The following is a 20,825-nucleotide window of genomic DNA, read 5'->3' as shown; positions in this document are numbered from 1 at the left end:
TCTGAATAGGTTAGGGTAATAGTAAAAGCCGGGATAATCCCCGGCTTATTTTTAATTTCGAAGTCCGCAATGTAAAAGGGCCATCCGCATTATGCCGATGGCCCTTTTTTATGCAGCAGCGTTAGAGTTAAAGTGCAAAGAACTGGTAAACCGTGGCCGAACGGTAGGTCTGACCCGGTTTTATCCAGCAACTTGGCTGCGGCCAGGTCGAGTGATTGGGACTGTCCGGCAGGAACTCGCTCTCGAGCGCCACGCCGCTGTAGTTGGCGTACTGCCCACCCGTGCGGTTTGGCGTACCGTTGAGGAAGTTACCGGTGTAGAGCTGCAGGGCTGGGGCCGAAGTAAAGACCGTCATCTTGACCTTGTCATCGGAAGACCACAGATTAGCCGCCGGATTGTCGCTCGCATTACAGGTGGCATACAGTAGGTACGCGTGGTCATAGCCCTTAACGCGCTGCTGGTCGCGATCCTTGAGGAAGTCCTGCGCGAGCGTTTTCGGCGTGCGGAAATCCATGCCGGTCTGCTGCACCGAGGTGAGATCTGCACAGGGAATACCGTCGCTGTCGATAGGCAGGAAACGTTCGGCAAACAGCTGAAGTCTGTGTTTGCGGACGTCATGCCCCTCGCCGTCGAGATTGAAATAGGCGTGATTGGTCAGATTGACCGGACACAGCTTATCAACCTGTGCCTTATAGCTGATTTCAAGACGGTTATCGTCGGTCAGCACGTAGTGGACCTCCGCCGTCAATTCCCCCGGATACCCCTGATCGCCGTCCGGCGACACCAGCTGGAAACTGACTTTCTGCTCAGTGTAGTTAAGGATTTTCCAACGACGAGCGTTGAACCCTTCCGGTCCACCGTGCAGCTGGTGGACGCCCTGATTGGCGACCAGCAGATGGGGTTTACAGTCAATTTGGAATTGCGAACGCGCGATACGGTTGGCATAACGGCCGACCGTTGCGCCTAGATAGGCGCTCTGGTTGACATACTCTTCCGGGCTTTGGCAGCCCAGCAGCAGCTCGCGGCGTTCGCCATCCGCCAAAGGCAGGACGAAAGACAACCAGGTCGCACCCCAATCCATAAAGGTAGCCGTTGTCCCCGCAGGGTTTTTAAGCGTAACCAACTGAAAAGGCGAGCCGTCTGGGGCTCGCTGGGTGCTGACTGGCGTTAACATACGCTGGCTCCTTCCGAGGCATGGCAGACGTAGAACGTCTCTTTAATCCCGGTTTTGGCGTGATATTCGTGTTCCACGGTTTTACGCACCTTTTCGACCAGCTCGCTTGGTATCAGGGCGACGATGCAGCCGCCGAAACCGCCGCCGGTCATACGCACGCCGCCACGATCGCCGATCACCGATTTAACAATCTCGACCAGCGTGTCGATAGGCGGAACGGTAATTTCGAAATCGTCGCGCATTGAGGCATGAGACTCGGCCATCAGCAGGCCCATTTTTTTCAGGTCGCCGTGGCTCAACGCGATAGCCGCGGCCTCGGTACGGTCGTTTTCAGTAATGACGTGGCGCGCACGGCGAGCGGTCATCGGATCCAGACCTTGTTCCTTTTCAGCGAACTCTGCGAGGTTGACATCACGCAGCGCCTTCACGCCGAAGAAGCGCGCAGCTTCCTCACACTGTTTGCGACGCGTGTTGTATTCGCTGTCGACCAGACCGCGTTTAACGTTAGAGTTAATAATCACTACGGACGCGTCTTTCGGCATCGAAACGGCTTTGGTTTCCAGCGAACGGCAGTCGATCAGCAGGGCGTGATCTTCCTTGCCCAGTGCGGAAATCAGCTGGTCCATGATGCCGCAGTTGCAGCCCACGAACTGGTTTTCCGCTTCCTGACCGTTGAGCGCTAACTGCACGCCGTCGACGGGCAGGTCATACAGGCTTTTTAGCGCCTGGCCGACGGCCACTTCTAGCGAGGCTGAAGAGCTGAGGCCTGCACCCTGAGGCACATTGCCGCTAATCACCATATCCGCGCCAGAGAAGTCGCTGTTGCGCAGCAGCAGGTGTTTCACCACGCCGCGAACGTAGTTGGCCCAAGGCAGCGCGTCGGTGCTGACAATCGCTTCGTCGAGCGAGAATTCGTCCTGCTGGTTGTCGTAATCGGCGGCAATCACGCGGATGATGCGGTCATTGCGTTGGCCGCAGGCGATCACGGTTTCGTAATCGATAGCGCAGGGTAAAACGAAACCGTCGTTATAGTCGGTGTGTTCGCCAATCAGGTTCACACGGCCCGGAGCTTTAATGGTGATAGTGGCCGGATAGCCAAATGTTTCTTCAAAAATCTTCAAGGTCTTGTTTTTCAATTCCATCATTTTACTCCGGCCTCACGATAATGAACGTCACTCACTGCCCGTAGGCGCTCTGCGGCCTGCTCGGCGGTCAGGTCACGTTGTGTTTCGGCCAGCATTTCATAGCCAACCATGAATTTTCTTACCGTCGCTGAGCGCAGTAACGGCGGATAAAAGTGTGCATGCAGCTGCCAGTGCGCGTCGTTGCCTTCGCGGAAAGGTGCGCCGTGCCAGCCCATTGAGTACGGGAAAGAGCACTGGAACAGGTTGTCATAGCGGCTGGTCAGCTTTTTGAGCGTCAGCGCCAGACAGGTACGCTGTGCCTCATCGAGTTCGGTAAGGCGCAGCACTTTCGCCTTCGGCAGCAGCAGGGTTTCGAAAGGCCAGGCGGCCCAATAAGGGACAACCGCCAGCCAGTGTTCGGTTTCGACTACCGTGCGGCTGCCGTCGGCCAGCTCACGCTGTACGTAGTCAAGCAGCATGGAAGAGCCGTGCTGCGCCATATACTGACGCTGCAGGTGGTCTTCACGCTCGGCTTCGTTCGGCAAAAAGCTGTTGGCCCAGATTTGACCGTGCGGGTGCGGGTTGGAACATCCCATCGCCGCCCCCTTGTTTTCAAATACCTGAACCCAGGGATAAGTTTTGCCCAAATCAGCACTCTGTTCCTGCCAGGTGGTAACCACTTTCTCCAGCGCCTCGAGCGACAGCTGAGGCAGCGTTTTGCTGTGGTCTGGCGAGAAGCAGATAACCCGACTGGTGCCGCGCGCGCTCTGACAACGCATCAGCGGATCGTCACTTTCTGGTGCGAAAGGCGTATCCGGCATCAACGCCGCAAAATCGTTAGTGAAAACGTGCGTGCCTTGGTAGTCAGGATTCACGTCACCGGTCACGCGGGTATTGCCCGGGCACAGGAAGCAGTCAGGATCGTGTGCCGGCAGCGTTTCCTGCGACGGCGTCTCCTGCTGACCTTGCCATGGGCGCTTGGCCCGATGCGGACTCACCAAAATCCACTGATCGCTCAGCGGATTATAGCGGCGGTGCGGATGCTCTTTTGGGTCAAAACTGGACATTACATTTCCTTAGTCTGGATAGCCCTGTGGGTTGTTTGATTGCCACAGCCAGGTATCAGCAGCCATATCTTCCAGAGTACGGCTGACGCGCCAATTCAGTTCTTTGGCAGCTTTGCTCGGCTCGGCCCAGTAAGCAGGCAGATCGCCAGCGCGGCGTGGTGCAAAGTGATAGTTAACCGGCTTGCCGCAGGCATCGCTGAAGGCGTTGATCACTTCCAGCACGCTCTTGCCGACGCCAGCGCCGAGGTTATAGATATGGACGCCTGGCTTGTTATGCAGCGTTTTCATCGCGGCGAGGTGGCCGTCGGCCAGGTCAACCACGTGAATGTAGTCACGCAGACAGGTACCGTCTGGCGTGTCGTAGTCGTTACCGAACACTGACAGCGAGTCGCGACGGCCTACGGCAACCTGCGCGATAAACGGCATCAGGTTGTTTGGAATGCCCTGCGGGTCTTCGCCCATTAGGCCAGACGGGTGCGCGCCGACCGGGTTGAAGTAGCGCAATAACGAGATGCTCCAGTTTGGCTCCGCGCGCTGAAGGTCCTGCAGAACCTGCTCAACCATCAGTTTGCTGCGCCCGTAAGGGCTCGACGGTGTTCCGGTTGGGAAATCTTCAACGTAAGGGGTCTTAGGCTGATCGCCATACACGGTGGCGGAGGAGCTGAAGATAAGGTTGGTGACGCCAGCGGCGCGCATCGCTTCAACCAGCACCAGCGAGCCGTAAACGTTGTTATCGTAGTATTCCATCGGCTTGTTCACCGACTCGCCAACGGCCTTCAGGCCAGCGAAGTGAATGACCGAATGGATTGGGTGTTCTTTGAAGATTTTGTCCAGCAGGGCGCGATCGCGGATGTCGCCCTGATAGAGGATAGGGGTTTTACCTGTCAGAGTAGTAATGCGTTCCAAAACGCTGGCTTTGCTGTTGCAAAGATTGTCCAGAATGATTGGCTCATAGCCCGCTTTGATTAATTGAACGCAAGTGTGACTACCAATGTAACCGCTACCACCGGTAACTAGAACGTACATATCGACTCCTTGAAGGTATTGATGTTGACAACAATATCATGCTGTGGCGCGTAAAAAGGTGATCCATCTTATAAAATGAAATCGCTTACACCCCTTAGTTTATCACCCCCGTAAACCTCGCACCAACGGGGTAAAGCGGCGTATTTTTGCCAACACAATCCTTATAATACCTGAAGTGTAATCGGTTACATCAAGTTTTTTTAAATGGATATTGTCATGCAAGGTTAATTTTAGGAAAAAGATTAAGAGGAGTTAAGGAAGCTTTAGGTTGCGTCTGGGCTGCTAAAGCAAGGTCGATGGGCGGCCGCCCATCGACGAGAATAGAGAGTTTCAGTTATACCGAGCGTGCCGCCGGCAGTGTGTCAATCTGATAGCCATAAATCTCTCCCTCAGGCACAAAACTCAGTCGGTGAGTGATGCACTGCGGGGCGTCCTCGGCGTGGTGCGAGACGAACAGCAGCTGAGTTTTCCCTTCACCGATCAGGACGTCGATGAAGCGACGCACCAGCTGGCGGTTGATGGGGTCGAGACCCTGTAAAGGCTCGTCGAGAATCAGCAGCGCAGGATGCTTCACCAGCGCACGAGCGATCAGCGCCAAACGCTGTTGGCCCCAGGACAAGCTGTGGAACGGCGTGTCAGCCGTGCGTCCGCCGAGGCCGAGCAGTTCAAGCCATTGCGTCGTCAACTGCTGCTGTCTGTCCGACACCGCCTGATAAATACCAATTGAATCAAAGAATCCCGACAAAATAACGTTGCGCACGTTCGAGCTTACGCGGTAGTCGAGATGCAGGCTGCTGCTGACGTAACCGATGTGCCGCTTGATGTCCCAGATGGTCTCGCCGCTGCCGCGACGGCGGCCAAACAGCGTTAAATCGTTGCTGTAGCCCTGCGCGTGATCGCCGGTTATCAGACTCAACAACGTCGATTTGCCTGCGCCGTTTTGCCCGACAATCTGCCAGTGCTGGCCGGGGTCAACCTGCCACGTCAGACCGTGCAAAATAGGCTTATCATTGTATTGCACCACGCCGTTGCGCAGCACAATCAGCGGCTGGTCGCGTGGAGGCGAGACGTTTTGCGTCGGATCTTCACTTTCGGGAAGCTGAAGGCCGCTCAGCGTTTCGCTGTGTGCCAGCTGTGCGACCAGGGCGTCAGAAAGCACCTGCTCGCGGGGGCCAACCGAGGCCAGTGTGCAGTCAGCCAGTACGCCAACGTGCTGAACAAAGGCAGGAATATCGTCGAAACGGTTTAATACCAGCACCATCGTCTGACCTTTGCCCGCCAACTCGGCCAAGGTGTCCGCCAGCTGTTCACGCGCTTTCACGTCCAGCCCGTCGAAAGGTTCATCTAACACCAGCAGGTCCGGCTGTTGCATTAGCACCTGACAAAGCAGCGTCTTGCGGGTTTCGCCGGTTGAGAGATATTTGAAGCGTCGCGTCAGCAGATGAGCGATACCGAATTGCGTAGCCAAAGCCTCGCAGCGCGCCGCATCATGCACCTGCTCCTGAATGATTTCAGCGGTGGTACGACCGGTATCGTCTTCGTCGGCGCTGAGCATATCCGTATTGTTGCGCTGCCACTCGTCGGCAACCAGTTTTTGCAGCTGTTCGAACGACAGGCGAACCCCGTTAGAAAACTCGCTATGGCGTGTGCCTTCCAGCAGCACTAAATCACCGGCAATTGCTCGCGCCAGCGCAGACTTTCCGCTGCCGTTGGAGCCAACAAACGCCCAGGACTCCCCCTGGCGCAGCGTCAACTCGGAAAGTGCCAGAGTGCGCTTATCGCCAAGACGGAAAATGGCCTGTGAAATATTTAATGATGACATCTTGCTCCTGCCTGCTTATCACTTGGGGCGGCGCGTGGTGACCTGCCCGGAAATTCTTATCTAAAGAGACCTTTAAGAATTTCAGGGATAAGCGCATCACCGGCCCAAGTCAATTGACAATTCTGCAAACTGTCAGCGCTGAAAATGCAAGATCCTGAATATTATAAATTATTAGCAAAGTGTGGCGACGATCACCTTGTCCGCGTCGAACTGCGCAAACACCTCAGCACCTTCTTTGAGCTTCAGTTCGGCAATCTGTGCACTGGCTACAGTGGCGCATAAAATCTCACCGGCCTGTAACGCAATCAAAACCTCGCTGTTGTCATGACCTTGTTGAATACTCTGTACTTTCCCGGCAAGTGCGTTATCGGTATTCGTCGACTGATAGCTCAGCGTTATCCAGGGTGCCTTGATTAACGCGAGGATCTCTTTGCCCGGCACCAGACTCAGGCGATCGGCGCTTTGCTGGGTGAGGGCGGCACGAATCCGCGTCTTTCCATCGGCAAGCAATACGTTGATATGCTGCTGAACCTCTTCGTTATCGCGTTCGATAACGGTGCCAAAAAGTTGGTTGCGTGCGCTGGTTTGCAGTGAGAAACGCGAGATGGCCGCCAGCAAACTGTCGAGCGGCAGGCCATCATCTTTAAGCACGTCAAAAGCCTTTTGCTGGATTTGTGCCAGCAGGTCATAGAGCTGAATCAACCTCTCGCCGTAGCGGGTCAACTGCGCGCCGCCGCCGCCTTTGCCGCCGGTATTGCGTTCAACCAGCGTCTCATCCGCCAGCTGATTCATCTCATTAATCGCATCCCAGGCACTTTTGTAGCTGACCCCGGCCAGTTTGGCGCCCTGACTTATCGAGCCGGTCACCTTAACCTGCTTCAATAATTCGATACGACGCGGATCGGCAAAAATGCGCTGTTGCAGTTTCAGGGTTAACAGGATTTCAGCTTGCATAAATAGGAGTCCAACCTTGGCGTGAGCAAAAGTCATGGTACGAGGCATGACCTGACAATAGGCGCTATTGTCGCCCATCGAAGTGATTTCTCAAACTGTGTTAAGAGCAGGATTCGAAAAGGAGGCGGTGAAAAGCTAAAGTAATTACCCCATTTCACTGTTAAGATTAGTAACAGTTTTTTGCATTCGCCTTACGGCGTGATAAACAGCAGGGAGAGGCCAGCATGTTGGAATTACTTGAAAGTTTGCTTTTCGCGGCGATCATGGTGCCTATTTTTATCGCCATCGTACTTGGGCTGATTTACGGCATGGGTGAGCTGTTCAATCTTATTTCTAAAATTGGTCATCCGAAAGAGTCGCGCAGCGAACCAAAAGCGTAGCCCCTTAGCTCGCTTAACTTTCACTGATCAAAATGCCTGGCCTTCGCGCCGGGCTTTTTTTGCATCAATTTAGGTCTGAAGATTTATGTTACTGCGTATTTCCACGTTATATTGAACCCTATACAGCGGTTATCCAATAAAACAATAAGGAAAGACTCGATGCGTATTACTCTGGGTAAAGGTTGGGTGGCAGCCGTGCTGGTTGCCGGTGTATTCACTCAGGCGCAGGCGGCGGAGAAAATCACCGTGTTTGCTGCCGCTTCGCTAACGAACGCGCTGCAAAAAATTGCCGAGCAGTATCAGCAGGGCAAGGAGGTTCAGATTGTTTCTTCCTTTGCCTCATCGTCGACGCTAGCCAAACAGATAGAGCAGGGCGCTCCCGCTGACCTGTTTATTTCCGCTGACCAGCAGTGGATGGATTACGCTATCGGCAAACAGCTGATGGTAAATAACACCCGCTACACCTTGCTCGGCAACGACCTGGTGTTGGTCGCCGCCGCTGACGGTAAACAGCAAAAAATTGATATCAACAAGCAGACGCCGTGGCTTTCATTGCTCAACGGCGGTCGTTTGGCCGTCGGTGACCCTGCACACGTGCCCGCGGGAATTTACGCTAAAGAGGCGTTGCAAAACTTGGGTGCCTGGAGCGCCGTCGAACCAACACTCGCTCCGGCCAGTGACGTACGCGGCGCGTTGGCGCTGGTGGAGCGTCAGGAGGCCCCTTTGGGCATTGTCTACGGCTCTGACGCCGTCGCCAGCAGCAAGGTAAAAGTTGTCGGCGTGTTCCCTGAGTCCAGCCACAAGCCGGTCGAATATCCGATGGCGGTGGTAAAAGGCCACGAGAGTGCGGCGCTCACCGCCTTCTATGACTACCTGAAAACGCCTGCCGCCAGCGCGGTATTCAAACAGTATGGATTTACGCCGCGCGGATGATACTAAGCGACTATGAATGGCAGGCAGTGATGCTAAGCATCAAGGTGTCCAGCCTTGCCGTGGTGCTGAGCCTGCCGCTGGGGATCCTGATGGCCTGGATCCTCGTCCGCTGCCGTTTCCCCGGTAAATCACTGCTCGACAGCGTAATCCATCTGCCGTTGGTGTTACCCCCGGTGGTCATCGGCTATTTGCTGCTGGTGGTGATGGGACGTAAAGGGTGGCTAGGCGCGTGGCTGTATGACTGGTTTGGCTTCAGCGTCAGTTTTAGCTGGAAAGGGGCGGTGCTTGCCTCGGCGGTGATGGCCTTTCCCTTGATGGTGCGTGCGATTCGCCAGTCTCTCGAGGCGATTGATACTCGTCTCGAGCAGGCGGCAAGAACGCTCGGTGCCTCGCCGCTCAAGGTGTTTTTTACCCTCACACTGCCGCTGTCGCTGCCCGGAATTATCGTCGGCGTGGTGCTGGCGTTTGCTCGTTCACTGGGTGAATTTGGCGCGACCATCACCTTTGTGTCCAATATCCCCGGTGAAACGCGCACTATCCCGTTGGCGATGTACACCCTGATTCAAACTCCGGGTGCAGAGGGGGCGGCCGCGCGCCTCTGCGTACTGGCAATACTGCTGTCGCTGGCGGCATTGCTGATTTCGGACCTGCTTGCGCGGCACAGCCGTAAGCGTCTGGGGGGCTGATGCTCAAATTGGATTTTGCCCAACGGCTTGGTGACTTGTCGCTCGAGGTAAAGGTTGACCTGCCCGAGCGCGGCATTACCGCTATCTTTGGCCTTTCCGGCGCCGGAAAAACCTCATTAATTAATGCCATAGCGGGGTTGACCCGTCCCGACTGCGGCGTAATCACCTTGAATAACCGCGTGCTGTCTAAGGGGGGAGATGCCTCGTCAAAGGCCGTTTTTCTTCCGCCCGAAAAACGGCGTATCGGCTACGTGTTTCAGGACGCACGGCTGTTTCCGCACTACAAGGTGCGCGGCAATCTGCAGTACGGCATGGTGCCCGCGATGCGTGAGCAGTTCGAGAGTATCATTCAACTGCTCGGCGTCGAATCTCTGCTCGATCGCTATCCTTTGACGCTCTCGGGCGGTGAAAAGCAGCGGGTGGCTCTCGGACGCGCATTGTTGAGCGGTCCTGAGCTGTTGTTGATGGATGAACCTTTAGCGGCGCTGGACCTGCCGCGCAAGCGCGAACTGATGCCCTATCTGGAGCGGCTGGCGCAGCAGGTGAACATTCCTATTCTCTATGTTACCCACAGTCTGGACGAGATCCTGAGTCTGGCCGAGAAAGTCCTGATACTCGAGCAGGGCAAGGTGCTGGCCTTCGGTGACGTCGAAGAGGTGTGGTCCAGCAGCGTGATGCGTCCGTGGCTACGGCGCGAAGAGCAAAGCAGCGTATTGAATGTGAAGGTGCTGGAGCCGCATCCGCATTACGCCATGACCGCGCTGGCGCTGGGTGATGAGAAGCTGTGGATCAACCGCGTTGAGGTGCCGTCAGGCACGGCTATGCGTATTCGAGTGCAGGCCGCCGATGTCTCGCTGGTGCTGCAACCCACGCCCGGAAACAGCAGCATTCGCAACGTATTGCCGGCCGTGGTCGAGGAGCTGCTGGAGAACCCGCAGGCGATAGACGTCAAACTTTCCGTCGGCGGCCACATACTGTGGGCTAAAATTACCCCGTGGGCGCGCGATGAACTAGGCATCCACCCTGGACAACGCGTGTTTGCACAAATCAAAAGCGTGTCGCTGAGTCGAGGGTGAACAAGCCGTTTTTAAAATGAAACTTGGCGCTGATTGATGCGAGCGTTTTATGGACGACAACCGGTGAATAGCCCGCTCTCAATATCGCGGGCTTTGTTTATTCAAAGCACCTTGCTGCGAATCACCTCGGCGATACCGGGTTGTTCGTTATCGGCAATAACCAGGCCCGCGCGGGCTTTGATAGCCTCATCGGCATTGCCCATCGCTACACCTAAACCGACATTTTCCAACATGCTCAGGTCGTTATAGTTGTCACCGAAGGCGATAACGTCGGACATGCTCATCCCCTGCGACTCTACCCACTCCTGCAGACGACGTCCTTTGCTGTTGCCGCCCTTGGCGACGTCAACCTGGTCGTGCCATGACCATTCACAGGCCAGCCCAAGCTCTTGCTCGGCCTGCTGCGCAAAGGCGTGCAGCGCATCGAGGTCGTGGTGCGAGGTGGCGAATTTCCACAGGGAGTTCGCTTCGTCGGCGGCGTCGCGCAGGCTGTTGACCTGAATGAGGGTTGGACGGAGGCCCTCAGGCAGCGTTTTGCCCCAGGCAATCGAGCGCTCGACGTGGCCGTTAGGCTGCTGGTAAAGCATGGCATCATCGACATACAGCAGGCCGTGGATGCCGTAAAACTCGAGCAGGTCGACGACTTTCTTGGCTTTAGCTTTATCCAGTGGATCCGAACTGATTACCTTTTTATCATGAAAATCATACAGATAGGTTCCATTACAGCAGATGGCCGCGGTATCGAGTCCTAGCTCATGATGAAACGACTTGATAGCCACGTGATGACGGCCGGTCGCGATAACCACTTTAACCCCAGCGGCCCGCGCATCGGCTAGCGCGGCGAGGGATTCAGGAAGAATACGTTTTTGACGGTCAAGCAGCGTGCCGTCGAGATCGAGCGCGATAACGCGATAAGTCATGAGCGGTTCCAGCAGATTGTCGGTGGATAAAATTAAGGCTATTGATGTTACACCTTAAATCTAAATGTTAAAACCTCGCATCCGGCGCTAATGCCTTGGCACAGTAATAGGCTATGCTGATGAACAGCGCACTTACAATAACGAACCCTATTTCAGCTTTAATAAGGAGATATGATGAAACAAGTCGTTTATGTTGCCAGCCCGGACAGCCAGCAGATCCACGCCTTTAACCTGCATGAAGACGGAGAGCTGTCGCTGCTGCAAACGGTTGAAGTCCCAGGGCAGGTGCAGCCGATGGTGGCGTCGCCGGATTCTCGCCATCTGTACGTGGGCATTCGCCCTGAGTTTGCAATTCTGACCTATCATATCGGCCACGACGGCAAGCTGGAGCAGGCCGGCATGGCACCGCTGCCGGGCAGCCCGACCCATCTGGGCATCGACTTGCAGGGACGTTTCGTCTTTAGCGCCTCCTACAGCTACAACAACGTCAGCATCCATCCGATCGGTAAAGACGGCGTGGCGCTGGACCACCAGCAGGTGTTGGAAAACCTTGAGGCTCCACACTCGGCCAATATTAGCCCGACCAATCAGCTGCTGATGATCCCTGCGCTGAAAGAGGACCACATTCGTCTCTATGATTTCGCGCTGGACGGTAAAGCGACCCCGCACAACCCGGTTCAACTGACCACCGCAGCGGGCGCGGGTCCGCGTCATATGGCGTTCCACCCGAACCAGCATTTTGCCTACACCGCCAATGAGCTGAACGGCACCGTGGACGTGTATCAGAAAGACGTAACCCGCGGCGAGTACCATGCCGTGCAGACGCTGGATATTATTCCTGCCGATTTCACGGGCGATCGCTGGACCGCAGACATTCACATCACTCCTGACGGTAAATACCTGTACGCCTCCGAGCGCACCTCAAGCCTGCTGGCCATCATGAAAGTTTCTGAGGACGGCAGCGAGATCTCGCTGGTGGGACATCATCCGACCCAGACCCAGCCACGCGGTTTCAATATCGATAACAGCGGTAAATTCGTGATTACCGCCGGTCAGAAATCTGATGAGATTGAAGTGGCGCGCATCGACCAGGCTACCGGCAAACTGAGCCGACTGAACACCTATCCGGTGGGCAAAGGCGCGATGTGGGTCACCATTATCGAGCTGCATCACTAATCGTTACCGCCTGAAAAGCGCATAAAAAAACGCCAGAGCTTAATCAGCCTGGCGTTTTTATTTTCAGTCCGTCAATCGACGGGGTCAGGCGTTATTTTGCGCCAGCGAACACATTATTGTACTGCCAAAGGCGGTTGAAGCCGGTGTCGTTAAGGTCACGATTAGGCGCAACGTTGCCGCTGAACGGACGCTCGGAGTAGGCCGCATCGCCCCAAGGCTGTTGCAGGTTGTAGCTGCCGTCAATTTGGCTGTCGCGGATGACCAACTGGCCGTTTGGCGTCTGGCCCGGTGCGTAGCCCCCTTTATCGACGCCCAGGTCAACTGAGCGACCGAGCAGCGCTTTCTGCGCCGCGCCCTGGCCGCTGAAGCCTTTGTCGCCGGTCAGGTTACTGTCGATGACCAAATAACCGTAAGGCACGTTGGCCGGGGTTATCGGAGCAAAGATGCTGGCCTGCTTCACGCCACGGCTTGAAAGGGTATGGAATTCAACGTGATCGAACACGGCGTTAGCTTGGCCGGTGACATAGTCCACGTCGCCTTCAATCAGGCTATTGTGCACGTAGACGCGGCTATAGCGGTTGTTCACGGTCTGATTATTCACGTCGCTGGTGTTGACCAGCAGGGTGTTTTCACGGCCCAGTACGTGCACGTTGTCGAGCAGCGTCTGGTCACCGTCAACGCGCAGCGCCACGGCAGGGTGTTCGCCTGCGTCGGTGGTGTCCTGCAGGCTGTTGGCGATGGTCAGGTTTTGCAGCTGAAGGCCATTACCCTGTGACCACAGTGTCGCGGAACAGCTCACGCCGATGCTGGCGTTCTGCGGATTGCCACATTGGTTGAACATGTACCATGCGCGGTCGCCCGGCAGGAATTCACCGTTCGGGCTAACGGTCTTGCGGTAATCTGCGGGAGCAACGCTGGCTTCCAGACCCAGCTGCAGCACAACCTGATCCGCGCTCTCGCCTGCACCAAACAGGCTGACAGGTGGGGAACCTGCAGGGATATAAACGGCGCCGCTGTAGGTGCCCGGCAGAACCTTGATAAATACGCGCTCGCCGTGGTTATGCTGCGCCAGTGCGGCATCTACCGCCTGTTGTACGGTGGTATAAGTTGCGCCATCGTTGCCTTTTTTAGGGCCAACGATGTAAGGGGTATTCACGCCATCGGTTTTCGCCAGAGACGGATGCCAGCCGTCCTGCTGAACCTCAACGGAAGGACCACCGAAGGCCAGGTAGGACTTCTCGGTGAAGTGGGCCGCTTCATCAGCGCTAAGAACAGGCAGAGCCGCGGTACCCGGTGCAACCTGTGTGGACAGGTTTTCCTGGCTGTGGCTACAGGCCGCTAGAACCAATGTGGCAGACAAAACAGCGCTGGCACGCGACAGGGTGGAAATTTTCACAGTCTCTGACTCCTTGATGCACAAAAAAAGCGGCCAGCTCGGCTGACCACTTATCAATTCAAAATCTGGATTAAATACCGATTTTTTGAAGTACTGGTTTCGTAGCTTACAAATATTTCGGATAAAAACATGCGGCTTTTTATCACAAAGCCGATTTTATCATTAAGAAATATTTATTGTGTATACAAAAAGCGCAGTAATTAGCTGAAAATCACCGTTAAAGAGGCTTTTGCCAGCGTATGGAAGTGCAGGTTAAAGCCCAGATAGGCACCGCTGGACTCTTCGCTGACGTCAAGTTGGTCAACGTCGAGCGCATAAACGGTGAACTGGTAACGGTGATGCTCGCCCTGTGGCGGTGCTGCGCCGCCGTATCCCGCCTTGCCAAAGTCGGTGCGCGTTTGCACGGCACCCGCCGGCAGTCCCCCTTTGCCGGAACCGGCACCGGTCGGCAGAGAGCGCAGATCCGCGGGCAGATTGGCCACACCCCAGTGCCACCAGCCGGAACCGGTTGGTGCATCCGGATCATAGCAGGTGATGGCGAAACTTTTGGTGCCAGCCGGAGGGTTGTCCCAGCTCAGCTGAGGAGACAGGTTGTTGCCCTCATAGCCCATACCGTTGAACACCTGGCCGTTCGGCATCTTGTCGCCGTCTTTAAGATCGGTACTTTTTACTGTAAAAGCCATAACACCCTCATTTGTTGTTATAAATTCTCAGTCCGAGCCTAGCATTTTCAGCAATGCCTGAGCAACGCCGGCGGAAGACGCCGGATTTTGTCCGGTAATCAGCCTGCCGTCGACTATCACATAAGGACGCCAGTCCGCGGCCTTGCTGTATTCACCGCCATTCTTCTTCAGATCGTCTTCGACCAGGAAGGGGACGACCTCGGTCAACTGCACCGCCTCTTCTTCACTGTTGCTAAAGCCGGTGACGTGCTTGTCTTTGACCAGCGGAATATCGTCGATTTCAACGTGTCGGAAAACGCCCGGCGCGTGGCACACGGCGGCGACCGGTTTGTCGGCGCGCCAGAATGCCTCGATAAGCTTGATGGAATGCTCGTCCTCCGCCAGATCCCACAGCGGTCCGTGGCCTCCCGGATAGAAAACGGCGTCAAAATCGTCGGCATTGATCTCGCTGAGCTTGCGTGTTTCCGCCAGCCGTTTCTGTGCCTCTTTATCCTGACGGAACCGTTCGGTGGTTTCTGTCTGGGCGTCAGGCTCGTCGCTTTTCGGGTCAAGCGGTGGCTGGCCGCCCTTCGGCGACGCGAGCACGATATCCGCGCCCGCGTCCAGGAACTCGTAATAGGGAGAAGTGAACTCCTCAAGCCAGAATCCGGTTTTCTTACCGGTATCACCCAATTTATCGTGAGACGTCAAGACTATTAATAGTTTCATAAACTTATCTCCAATAATGTCGGGGAATAATTCCCAATCAAATTATTCCGCTTCCTTACCTACCTGGATCACCAGCTTGCCGAAGTTTTTACCCTCCAGCACGTCGTTTAAAGAGGCTGGTGCATTTTCCAATCCCTGGACGATGTGTTCACGGAACTTTATCTTGTCCGCTGCGAACCATTCACTCATCTGTTTGGCAAATTCTGGATAACGGTGGCCATAGTCATCGAAAATAATGAAACCCTGAATGCGCAGGCGTTTCTTCAGGATTGCGGTGGTCAGTAGCGTCAGACGGTCCTCACCCTTTGGCAGTTCCTGAGCATTATACTGTGACACCACGCCGCACAGCGGGACGCGCGCCTTGGTGTTGAGCAGCGGCAGTACCGCGTCAAACACCGCCCCGCCCACGTTTTCAAAATAGACGTCGATGCCGCGCGGACAGGCTTCTTTTAGGCGCTGACCGAGGTTGGCGGCACGGTGATCCAGACATTCGTCAAAACCAAAATGCTCGACCGCATAACGGCATTTCTCTTCACCGCCGGCGATGCCCACGACCTTACAGCCTTTAAGTTTAGCAATTTGCCCAACCAATGACCCTACCGGGCCGGTCGCGGCCGCCACGACGACGGTTTCACCGGCCTTTGGCTCGCCGATATCCAGCAGACCCATATAGGCCGTGAAACCCGGCATCCCGAGCACGCCGAGCGCCAGTGAAGGGTGTTTCAACGCATCGCCTTCGAGCTTTCTGGCCAGTTTGGCATCAACGACGGCGTAGTCCTGCCAGCCGCTCCCTGCGACCACCCAGTCACCCGGTTTGAAATGGGCATCTTTTGACTCGACGACGCGTGAAACCGCACCTCCAACCATCACGTCACCGAGGGCAACCGGCGGAGCATAAGAGGGGGCATCGCTCATGCGTCCGCGCATGTACGGGTCAAGCGACAGATAAACAGTGCGCAGCAGCAGCTGGCCATCGGCAGGTTTTGGCAGGTCGGTTTCTTCCAGACGGAAGTTTTCCGCCACCGGCGCTCCTTTCGGACGTGAGGCTAAAACGAAGCGGCGATTAACGGTTGAATTCTGTGACATGCTGACTCCTTAAGATTTAAAAAGACTTCCACCGGGAACAAGTATAGGACGCCAGGCGGTATCGTAAGGGAACAGTAACAGGGGGGAAGCGTTAAGGTACAGAAATCAGAGGACTTGTTTTGTTAATAGATAATAATAAAAGCTTTGTTGGCAAGGAGATATCTCCCGCCGCCGGGGAACAGGCGGCGGGAAAAAAATGCAGGCAGAATTATTTTGGCGTTACGTCGATATCGCCAAAGTATTTTTTGGCGAGCTGTTTAACGGTGCCGTCCTGTTTGATTTTGGCAATCGCCTTGTCGAGACGCTCTTTATTGGCGGTGTCGCCTTTGCGCAGGCCAAAAGCGATGCCGCTGCCGAGGATTTTGTCGTCGTCTACGCTGTCGCCAACGAAGCTAAAGCCTTTGCCGTCCGGACGGTCAAGGAAGCCAGACTGACCCGCGGCGGCCATGACCAATGTCCCGTCGAGGCGGCCGGAAGTCAGATCAAGGTAAACCTGATTCTGATCCTGATACGACACCACGTCTACCCCTTTGGGCGCCCAATGTGCCTGGGCGTAGGTTTCCTGAATCGAGCCTTGCAGCACGCCAATGTGCTTGCCTTTCAGCGAGGCAGCGTCCGGCAACAGGCCTGAACCGGTTTTAGCGATAAGCTTGGTAGGAATACGGTAGATAACGTCTGAGAAATCAATCGCCTCACGGCGTTTATCGGTGGCGTTCATCGCAGAGTTGATGGCATCGAACTTGCGCGCTTTGAGCGCTGGGATAAGCCCGTCGAAAGAGGTTTCGCTCCATTCGCACTTGGCGTTGGCTGCGGCACAGACCGCTTTGCCCAGGTCGATATCAAAGCCTTGCAGTTCACCGCTGGGGGATTTGGACTCGAACGGCGGATATTGCGCCTCAAGACCAAACTTGATGGTGTCGTTTGCCGCCATCGTTGAAAACGACGCTAGGGCACAACTCAACAGCAGCAAACTTTTCAATTTATGCATTTTTATGGCTCCAGGATAGGTATTTCAAACGCCAGAAAGACGGCGCGCGCCTTCATAAAGTGTTTCATCATCTTTCGCAAAGCTGAGTCGAATCAACCCTGTAGGCTTATTGTCACTGTAAAATGCCGACAGTGGAATGCTCGAAACCTGATGATCGCGAATCAATTTCAGCACGAACTCATCATCGCTAAGCGGGCTGAAGTGGTTGAATCGGGCGAGCATAAAGAAGCTACCGCGCGTTGGAAGCAGTTCAAAGCGCGAGCCGTGCATCGCTTTGACCAGTAAATCACGTTTTTGCTGATAAAAATCAGCCAGACCCAAATAACTTTGCGGGTCTGCCAGCGCTTCGGCGAAGGCGTATTGCATCGGCGTATCGGCGGTGAAGACCATAAACTGGTGCACCTTACGGATTTCGTCCATCAGCGCTTCCGGTGCCAGTGTGTACCCCACGCGCCAGCCGGTGACGTGATAGGTTTTACCGAACGACGATACGATAACGCTGCGCTCGGCGAGCTCAGGGTGACGCGCCATGCTCTCGTGACATTCGCCGTCAAAGACCACGTGTTCATAAACCTCATCAGAGAGGATGACGATATCGGTGTTGCGGGTCAGCGCAGTCAGGCGGTCAATGTCATGCTGGGTGAAAATCGCGCCGGTCGGATTGTGCGGGCTATTGATGATGATCATCCGCGTGCGGCTGTTGATAACACTCGCGACCTCGTCCCAGTCGATGCTGAAATCGTCCATCGACAGGCGGACAGGTACCGGTTTCGCGCCCTGTAAACGGACGATCGGCGAGTAGCTGTCGAAAGCCGGTTCAAAATAGATGACCTCATCGCCTGGATGCACCAGTGCGCTAATGGCCGAATAAATACCTTCACTGGCGCTGGCAATTACGGTGACTTCACTGTCGGCGTCGTAATGACAGCCGTACAGCGCTTCTACCTTGGCCGAGAGCGCACGGCGCAAAGCTGCCACACCGCTCATTGGCGCATATTGGTTCTGGCCTGCGCGCATCGATTTCGCGACGGCGTCTATCAGCGAAGGCTGGCAAGAAAAATTGGGCGCACCCTGAGACAGGTTCAGGGCGTTATGCTCTGCACTTAACTGGCCAATCACGGTGAAAATAGTGGTGCCGACGTCAGGTAATTTCGACTGCGGGGACATGGCGCTTTTCATGCAAACTCCTGTGAGGCGGGGCGAAAGGGCGTATAAGTATGACTCGATTAAGCAACAGTTTCTCTGGGCCGACAATGGAAAGTTTGTCATACTTGCCATGATCTGAGGTCATAGCTGGAGCCGTATCACGATGAGTTCACCCCTTGATTTTATGCCCGCGTCTTCATCCTCTTTAGCGCCGAATCTCCCTCCGCTAAATTTGCTGAAAACCTTTGTCGTCGTCGCGCAAACCCTGAATCTCACGCGCGCCGCCGAGCTCCTGCACATTACCCAGGGCGCGGTGAGCCGTCAGATTACCGGCCTGGAGTCGCATCTGGGATATCCGTTGTTTGTACGTCAGGCCAGAGGCTTGACCCTGACACCGCGCGGTGCACAGTTGCTGCCCCCCATCCGGCTGGCAATGACGCAGATGGGAGAGGCGCTACAGCGGGTGGCGAGCCATCCCGATACGCTGCGCATCAAGTGCCCGACCTGTTCGATGCGCTGGCTGCTGCCGCGTGTTATCAAGCTGCAAAACGACAGGCCGGACATGCAAATTGAACTGACCGCTTCGGTGGCACACGGGGTGGATTTTAGCCGTGAACATTTTGATGCCGCGGTGGTGTTTGGGCGGCCGGTGGAGAGTTCGCTGCATGCGATGCACCTGTTTGACGAGGTGCTGACGCCGGTTTGCGTGCCGAGCCTGTTGCCAGTCAGGCAGAAAGAGGCGCGAGTCACGGATCTCGCGGATCAAACGCTTTTACATCCGACCCGCGATCGCCGCGACTGGCTGCTGTGGCTAAAAACGGCCGGTGCGCAGACGCTGCCGTCGAGTAAATCGCAGCATTTCGATACGCTAGACTTGGCCATCAACTCGGCATTGCAGGGCTATGGCGTGGCCATCGGCGATTTAACGCTGATCGAAGACGATCTGCAGGCGCAGCGGGTGATAGCCCCCTTTACCCTGTGCGTGGCGAGCGGGGCGACCTATCAGCTGCTTTATCCCGACAATCCGAGCCCGGCGCTGCGCGTTGCCATCGATTTTCTCAATCAGGAAGCGCAGCACAGCCGGGCCAGACTCGATGCACTGCTGGCAGCATCGCGCCAGTTGGTAAGGACAGGCGCTTAATCAATAAAGCGTCGTCAGCGCGCGGGCGATAGCCTGAGTCAGTCGGCTGAGCTGTTCTCTGTCGATGACGTAAGGCGGCATCAGGTAAATCAGTTTGCCGAACGGGCGAATCCATACCCCTTCGGCGACAAAATGCTGTTGCAGCCGCGCCATATCGACCGGTTGACGCATCTCAACCACGCCAATTGCGCCCAGCACGCGCACGTCGGCCACTGCCGGATGCGCCCCAAGTGGCGTAAGTTCGTGCTTCAGCTGTGCTTCAATGGCCGCCACCTGCTGCGGCCAGCGGTTTTCGGCGAGCAGCGACAGACTCGCGCTGGCGACGGCGCAGGCCAGCGGATTGCCCATAAACGTCGGGCCGTGCATAAAGCATCCCGCCTCACCGTTGCTGATGATGTTGGCCACTTCACGTGTCGTCAGCGTGGCCGACAGCGTCATGTAGCCGCCGGTCAGCGCTTTGCCGAGGCATAAAATATCCGGCGCGATCCCGGCATGTTCACAGGCAAACAGCTTGCCGGTACGGCCAAAACCGGTGGCAATCTCGTCGGCAATCAGCAGTACGCCAAACTCGTCGCACAGTGCGCGCACCTGATGCAGGTATTGCGGATGATAGATGCGCATGCCGCCCGCGCCCTGAACCACCGGCTCGAGGATAACCGCGGCAATTTCGCGACGATGTTCCGCCAGCAGGGCAGCGAACGGCGCTATCTCCTGCGGATCCCACTCTCCCTCAAAGCGGCTCTGCGGCGCGGGAGCAAACAGATGTTCGGGCAGATAACCCTGATACAGGCTGTGCATCGAATTTTGCGGGTCACACACCGCCATCGCGCCAAACGTATCGCCATGATAACCGTGGCGCAGGGTCAGTATCTTCTGGCGTTTTTCGCCGCGCGCCTGCCAGTATTGCATCGCCATCTTTAACGCGACCTCGACCGCCACCGACCCAGAGTCCGCTAAAAATACGCACTCCAACGCCTCGGGCGTCATGTCGACCAGCTGCTTTGCCAGCGCGATAGCCGACGGATGGGTAATGCCGCCAAACATCACGTGCGACATCTTGCCAATCTGTTCAATCGCCGCCTTGTTGAGTCGCGGATGGTTGTAGCCGTGAATGGCCGCCCACCACGATGACATGCCGTCAACCAACTGTCGCCCGTCTGCCAGATGCAGCATCACCCCCTCGGCGGACTCGACCGGATAGGTCGGCAGCGGGCGGGTCATGGAGGTGTACGGATGCCAGATATGGCGTTGATCAAATTCGAGGTCGGCCGGTGTCATGAAGAGTTCCTGTCGTCGGGGGTGTACTTAAGTCGTAAACCAAAAATAAAATATTACGTTG

General features: G+C 55.8%; 20 protein-coding genes. 6 read left to right on the top strand and 14 right to left on the bottom strand.

Features of this window, described 5'->3' with window-relative positions:
• Positions 1-127 precede the first annotated feature (127 nt).
• The 6 genes from galM to modE form a co-directional block, all read right to left on the bottom strand.
• On the bottom strand, positions 128-1,174 hold the full coding sequence (galM, locus tag BS640_RS00760; RefSeq protein ID WP_017492993.1) for a galactose-1-epimerase: 1,047 nt from the start codon (positions 1,172-1,174) through the stop codon (positions 128-130).
• Positions 1,168-2,316, bottom strand: a complete 1,149-nt coding sequence (galK, locus tag BS640_RS00755; protein WP_017492992.1) for a galactokinase — start codon at positions 2,314-2,316, stop codon at positions 1,168-1,170. The genes galM and galK overlap by 7 nt, the downstream gene beginning before the upstream one ends.
• The gene (gene galT, locus BS640_RS00750; protein ID WP_084911616.1) at positions 2,316-3,365 is read right to left on the bottom strand and encodes a galactose-1-phosphate uridylyltransferase; all 1,050 of its coding nucleotides are present in this window, start codon (positions 3,363-3,365) and stop codon (positions 2,316-2,318) included. Before galT ends, galK begins: the two co-directional genes overlap by 1 nt.
• Positions 3,366-3,374: 9 nt before the next feature.
• Positions 3,375-4,391, bottom strand: coding sequence for a UDP-glucose 4-epimerase GalE (gene galE, locus BS640_RS00745; RefSeq protein ID WP_017492990.1), 1,017 nt, complete (start codon positions 4,389-4,391; stop codon positions 3,375-3,377).
• A 334-nt stretch (positions 4,392-4,725) separates the two neighbouring features.
• Complete coding sequence (gene modF, locus BS640_RS00740; protein ID WP_017492989.1) at positions 4,726-6,213, bottom strand: molybdate ABC transporter ATP-binding protein ModF; 1,488 nt, start codon at positions 6,211-6,213, stop codon at positions 4,726-4,728.
• A gap of 171 nt (positions 6,214-6,384) precedes the next feature.
• On the bottom strand, positions 6,385-7,167 hold the full coding sequence (modE, locus tag BS640_RS00735) for a molybdenum-dependent transcriptional regulator (RefSeq protein ID WP_026110684.1): 783 nt from the start codon (positions 7,165-7,167) through the stop codon (positions 6,385-6,387).
• Between the two features lie 224 nt (positions 7,168-7,391).
• Between modE and BS640_RS00730 the strand changes: the two genes are divergently transcribed.
• The 4 genes from BS640_RS00730 (at position 7,392) to modC (ending at position 10,242) form a co-directional block, all read left to right on the top strand.
• Positions 7,392-7,547, top strand: coding sequence for an AcrZ family multidrug efflux pump-associated protein (locus BS640_RS00730; protein ID WP_017492987.1), 156 nt, complete (start codon positions 7,392-7,394; stop codon positions 7,545-7,547).
• A 159-nt stretch (positions 7,548-7,706) separates the two neighbouring features.
• On the top strand, positions 7,707-8,480 hold the full coding sequence (gene modA / locus BS640_RS00725) for a molybdate ABC transporter substrate-binding protein (RefSeq protein ID WP_017492986.1): 774 nt from the start codon (positions 7,707-7,709) through the stop codon (positions 8,478-8,480).
• The gene (modB, locus tag BS640_RS00720; protein WP_017492985.1) at positions 8,477-9,166 is read left to right on the top strand and encodes a molybdate ABC transporter permease subunit; all 690 of its coding nucleotides are present in this window, start codon (positions 8,477-8,479) and stop codon (positions 9,164-9,166) included. Before modA ends, modB begins: the two co-directional genes overlap by 4 nt.
• Positions 9,166-10,242 carry a molybdenum ABC transporter ATP-binding protein ModC gene (gene modC, locus BS640_RS00715; protein ID WP_084911613.1) on the top strand — a complete coding sequence of 359 codons (1,077 nt, stop codon included), beginning with the start codon at positions 9,166-9,168 and terminating at the stop codon, positions 10,240-10,242. Before modB ends, modC begins: the two co-directional genes overlap by 1 nt.
• A gap of 101 nt (positions 10,243-10,343) precedes the next feature.
• On the opposite strand, the gene BS640_RS00710 is transcribed toward modC, so the two are convergent.
• Positions 10,344-11,162: a pyridoxal phosphatase gene (locus BS640_RS00710; protein ID WP_084911611.1), complete on the bottom strand. Its 819-nt coding sequence runs from the start codon at positions 11,160-11,162 to the stop codon at positions 10,344-10,346.
• A 174-nt stretch (positions 11,163-11,336) separates the two neighbouring features.
• On the opposite strand from BS640_RS00710, the gene pgl reads away from it, so the two are divergent.
• The gene (gene pgl, locus BS640_RS00705; RefSeq protein ID WP_084911609.1) at positions 11,337-12,338 is read left to right on the top strand and encodes a 6-phosphogluconolactonase; all 1,002 of its coding nucleotides are present in this window, start codon (positions 11,337-11,339) and stop codon (positions 12,336-12,338) included.
• Positions 12,339-12,429: 91 nt separating this feature from the next.
• Here pgl and BS640_RS00700 read toward each other — a convergent pair whose 3' ends face one another.
• From BS640_RS00700 to BS640_RS00675, 6 genes are all read right to left on the bottom strand, one after another.
• Complete coding sequence (locus BS640_RS00700; RefSeq protein WP_017492981.1) at positions 12,430-13,734, bottom strand: putative acyl-CoA thioester hydrolase; 1,305 nt, start codon at positions 13,732-13,734, stop codon at positions 12,430-12,432.
• Between the two features lie 200 nt (positions 13,735-13,934).
• Positions 13,935-14,417 (bottom strand): kinase inhibitor, encoded by a 483-nt coding sequence (locus BS640_RS00695; protein ID WP_084911607.1) that lies wholly within the window; start codon positions 14,415-14,417, stop codon positions 13,935-13,937.
• A gap of 27 nt (positions 14,418-14,444) precedes the next feature.
• Complete coding sequence (locus BS640_RS00690; RefSeq protein ID WP_017492979.1) at positions 14,445-15,125, bottom strand: type 1 glutamine amidotransferase domain-containing protein; 681 nt, start codon at positions 15,123-15,125, stop codon at positions 14,445-14,447.
• Between the two features lie 42 nt (positions 15,126-15,167).
• The gene (locus BS640_RS00685; RefSeq protein WP_084911605.1) at positions 15,168-16,211 is read right to left on the bottom strand and encodes an NADP-dependent oxidoreductase; all 1,044 of its coding nucleotides are present in this window, start codon (positions 16,209-16,211) and stop codon (positions 15,168-15,170) included.
• A 208-nt stretch (positions 16,212-16,419) separates the two neighbouring features.
• Positions 16,420-17,199 carry an ABC transporter substrate-binding protein gene (locus BS640_RS00680; protein WP_084911603.1) on the bottom strand — a complete coding sequence of 260 codons (780 nt, stop codon included), beginning with the start codon at positions 17,197-17,199 and terminating at the stop codon, positions 16,420-16,422.
• A gap of 24 nt (positions 17,200-17,223) precedes the next feature.
• The gene (locus BS640_RS00675; RefSeq protein ID WP_084911600.1) at positions 17,224-18,378 is read right to left on the bottom strand and encodes a methionine aminotransferase; all 1,155 of its coding nucleotides are present in this window, start codon (positions 18,376-18,378) and stop codon (positions 17,224-17,226) included.
• A 130-nt stretch (positions 18,379-18,508) separates the two neighbouring features.
• Between BS640_RS00675 and BS640_RS00670 the strand changes: the two genes are divergently transcribed.
• Positions 18,509-19,486, top strand: coding sequence for a LysR substrate-binding domain-containing protein (locus BS640_RS00670; protein ID WP_193791200.1), 978 nt, complete (start codon positions 18,509-18,511; stop codon positions 19,484-19,486).
• On the opposite strand, the gene bioA is transcribed toward BS640_RS00670, so the two are convergent.
• A complete protein-coding gene (gene bioA / locus BS640_RS00665) occupies positions 19,487-20,764 on the bottom strand; it encodes an adenosylmethionine--8-amino-7-oxononanoate transaminase (RefSeq protein ID WP_017492460.1) in 1,278 nt (425 codons plus the stop codon).
• Positions 20,765-20,825: the final 61 nt, after the last annotated feature.

Origin of the sequence: Rouxiella badensis, assembly GCF_002093665.1 — a bacterium.
Taxonomy (GTDB): domain Bacteria; phylum Pseudomonadota; class Gammaproteobacteria; order Enterobacterales; family Enterobacteriaceae; genus Rouxiella; species Rouxiella badensis.
The sequence above is the reverse complement of the archived record's forward strand: the minus strand, read 5'-3'. Positions and strand labels throughout refer to the sequence as shown.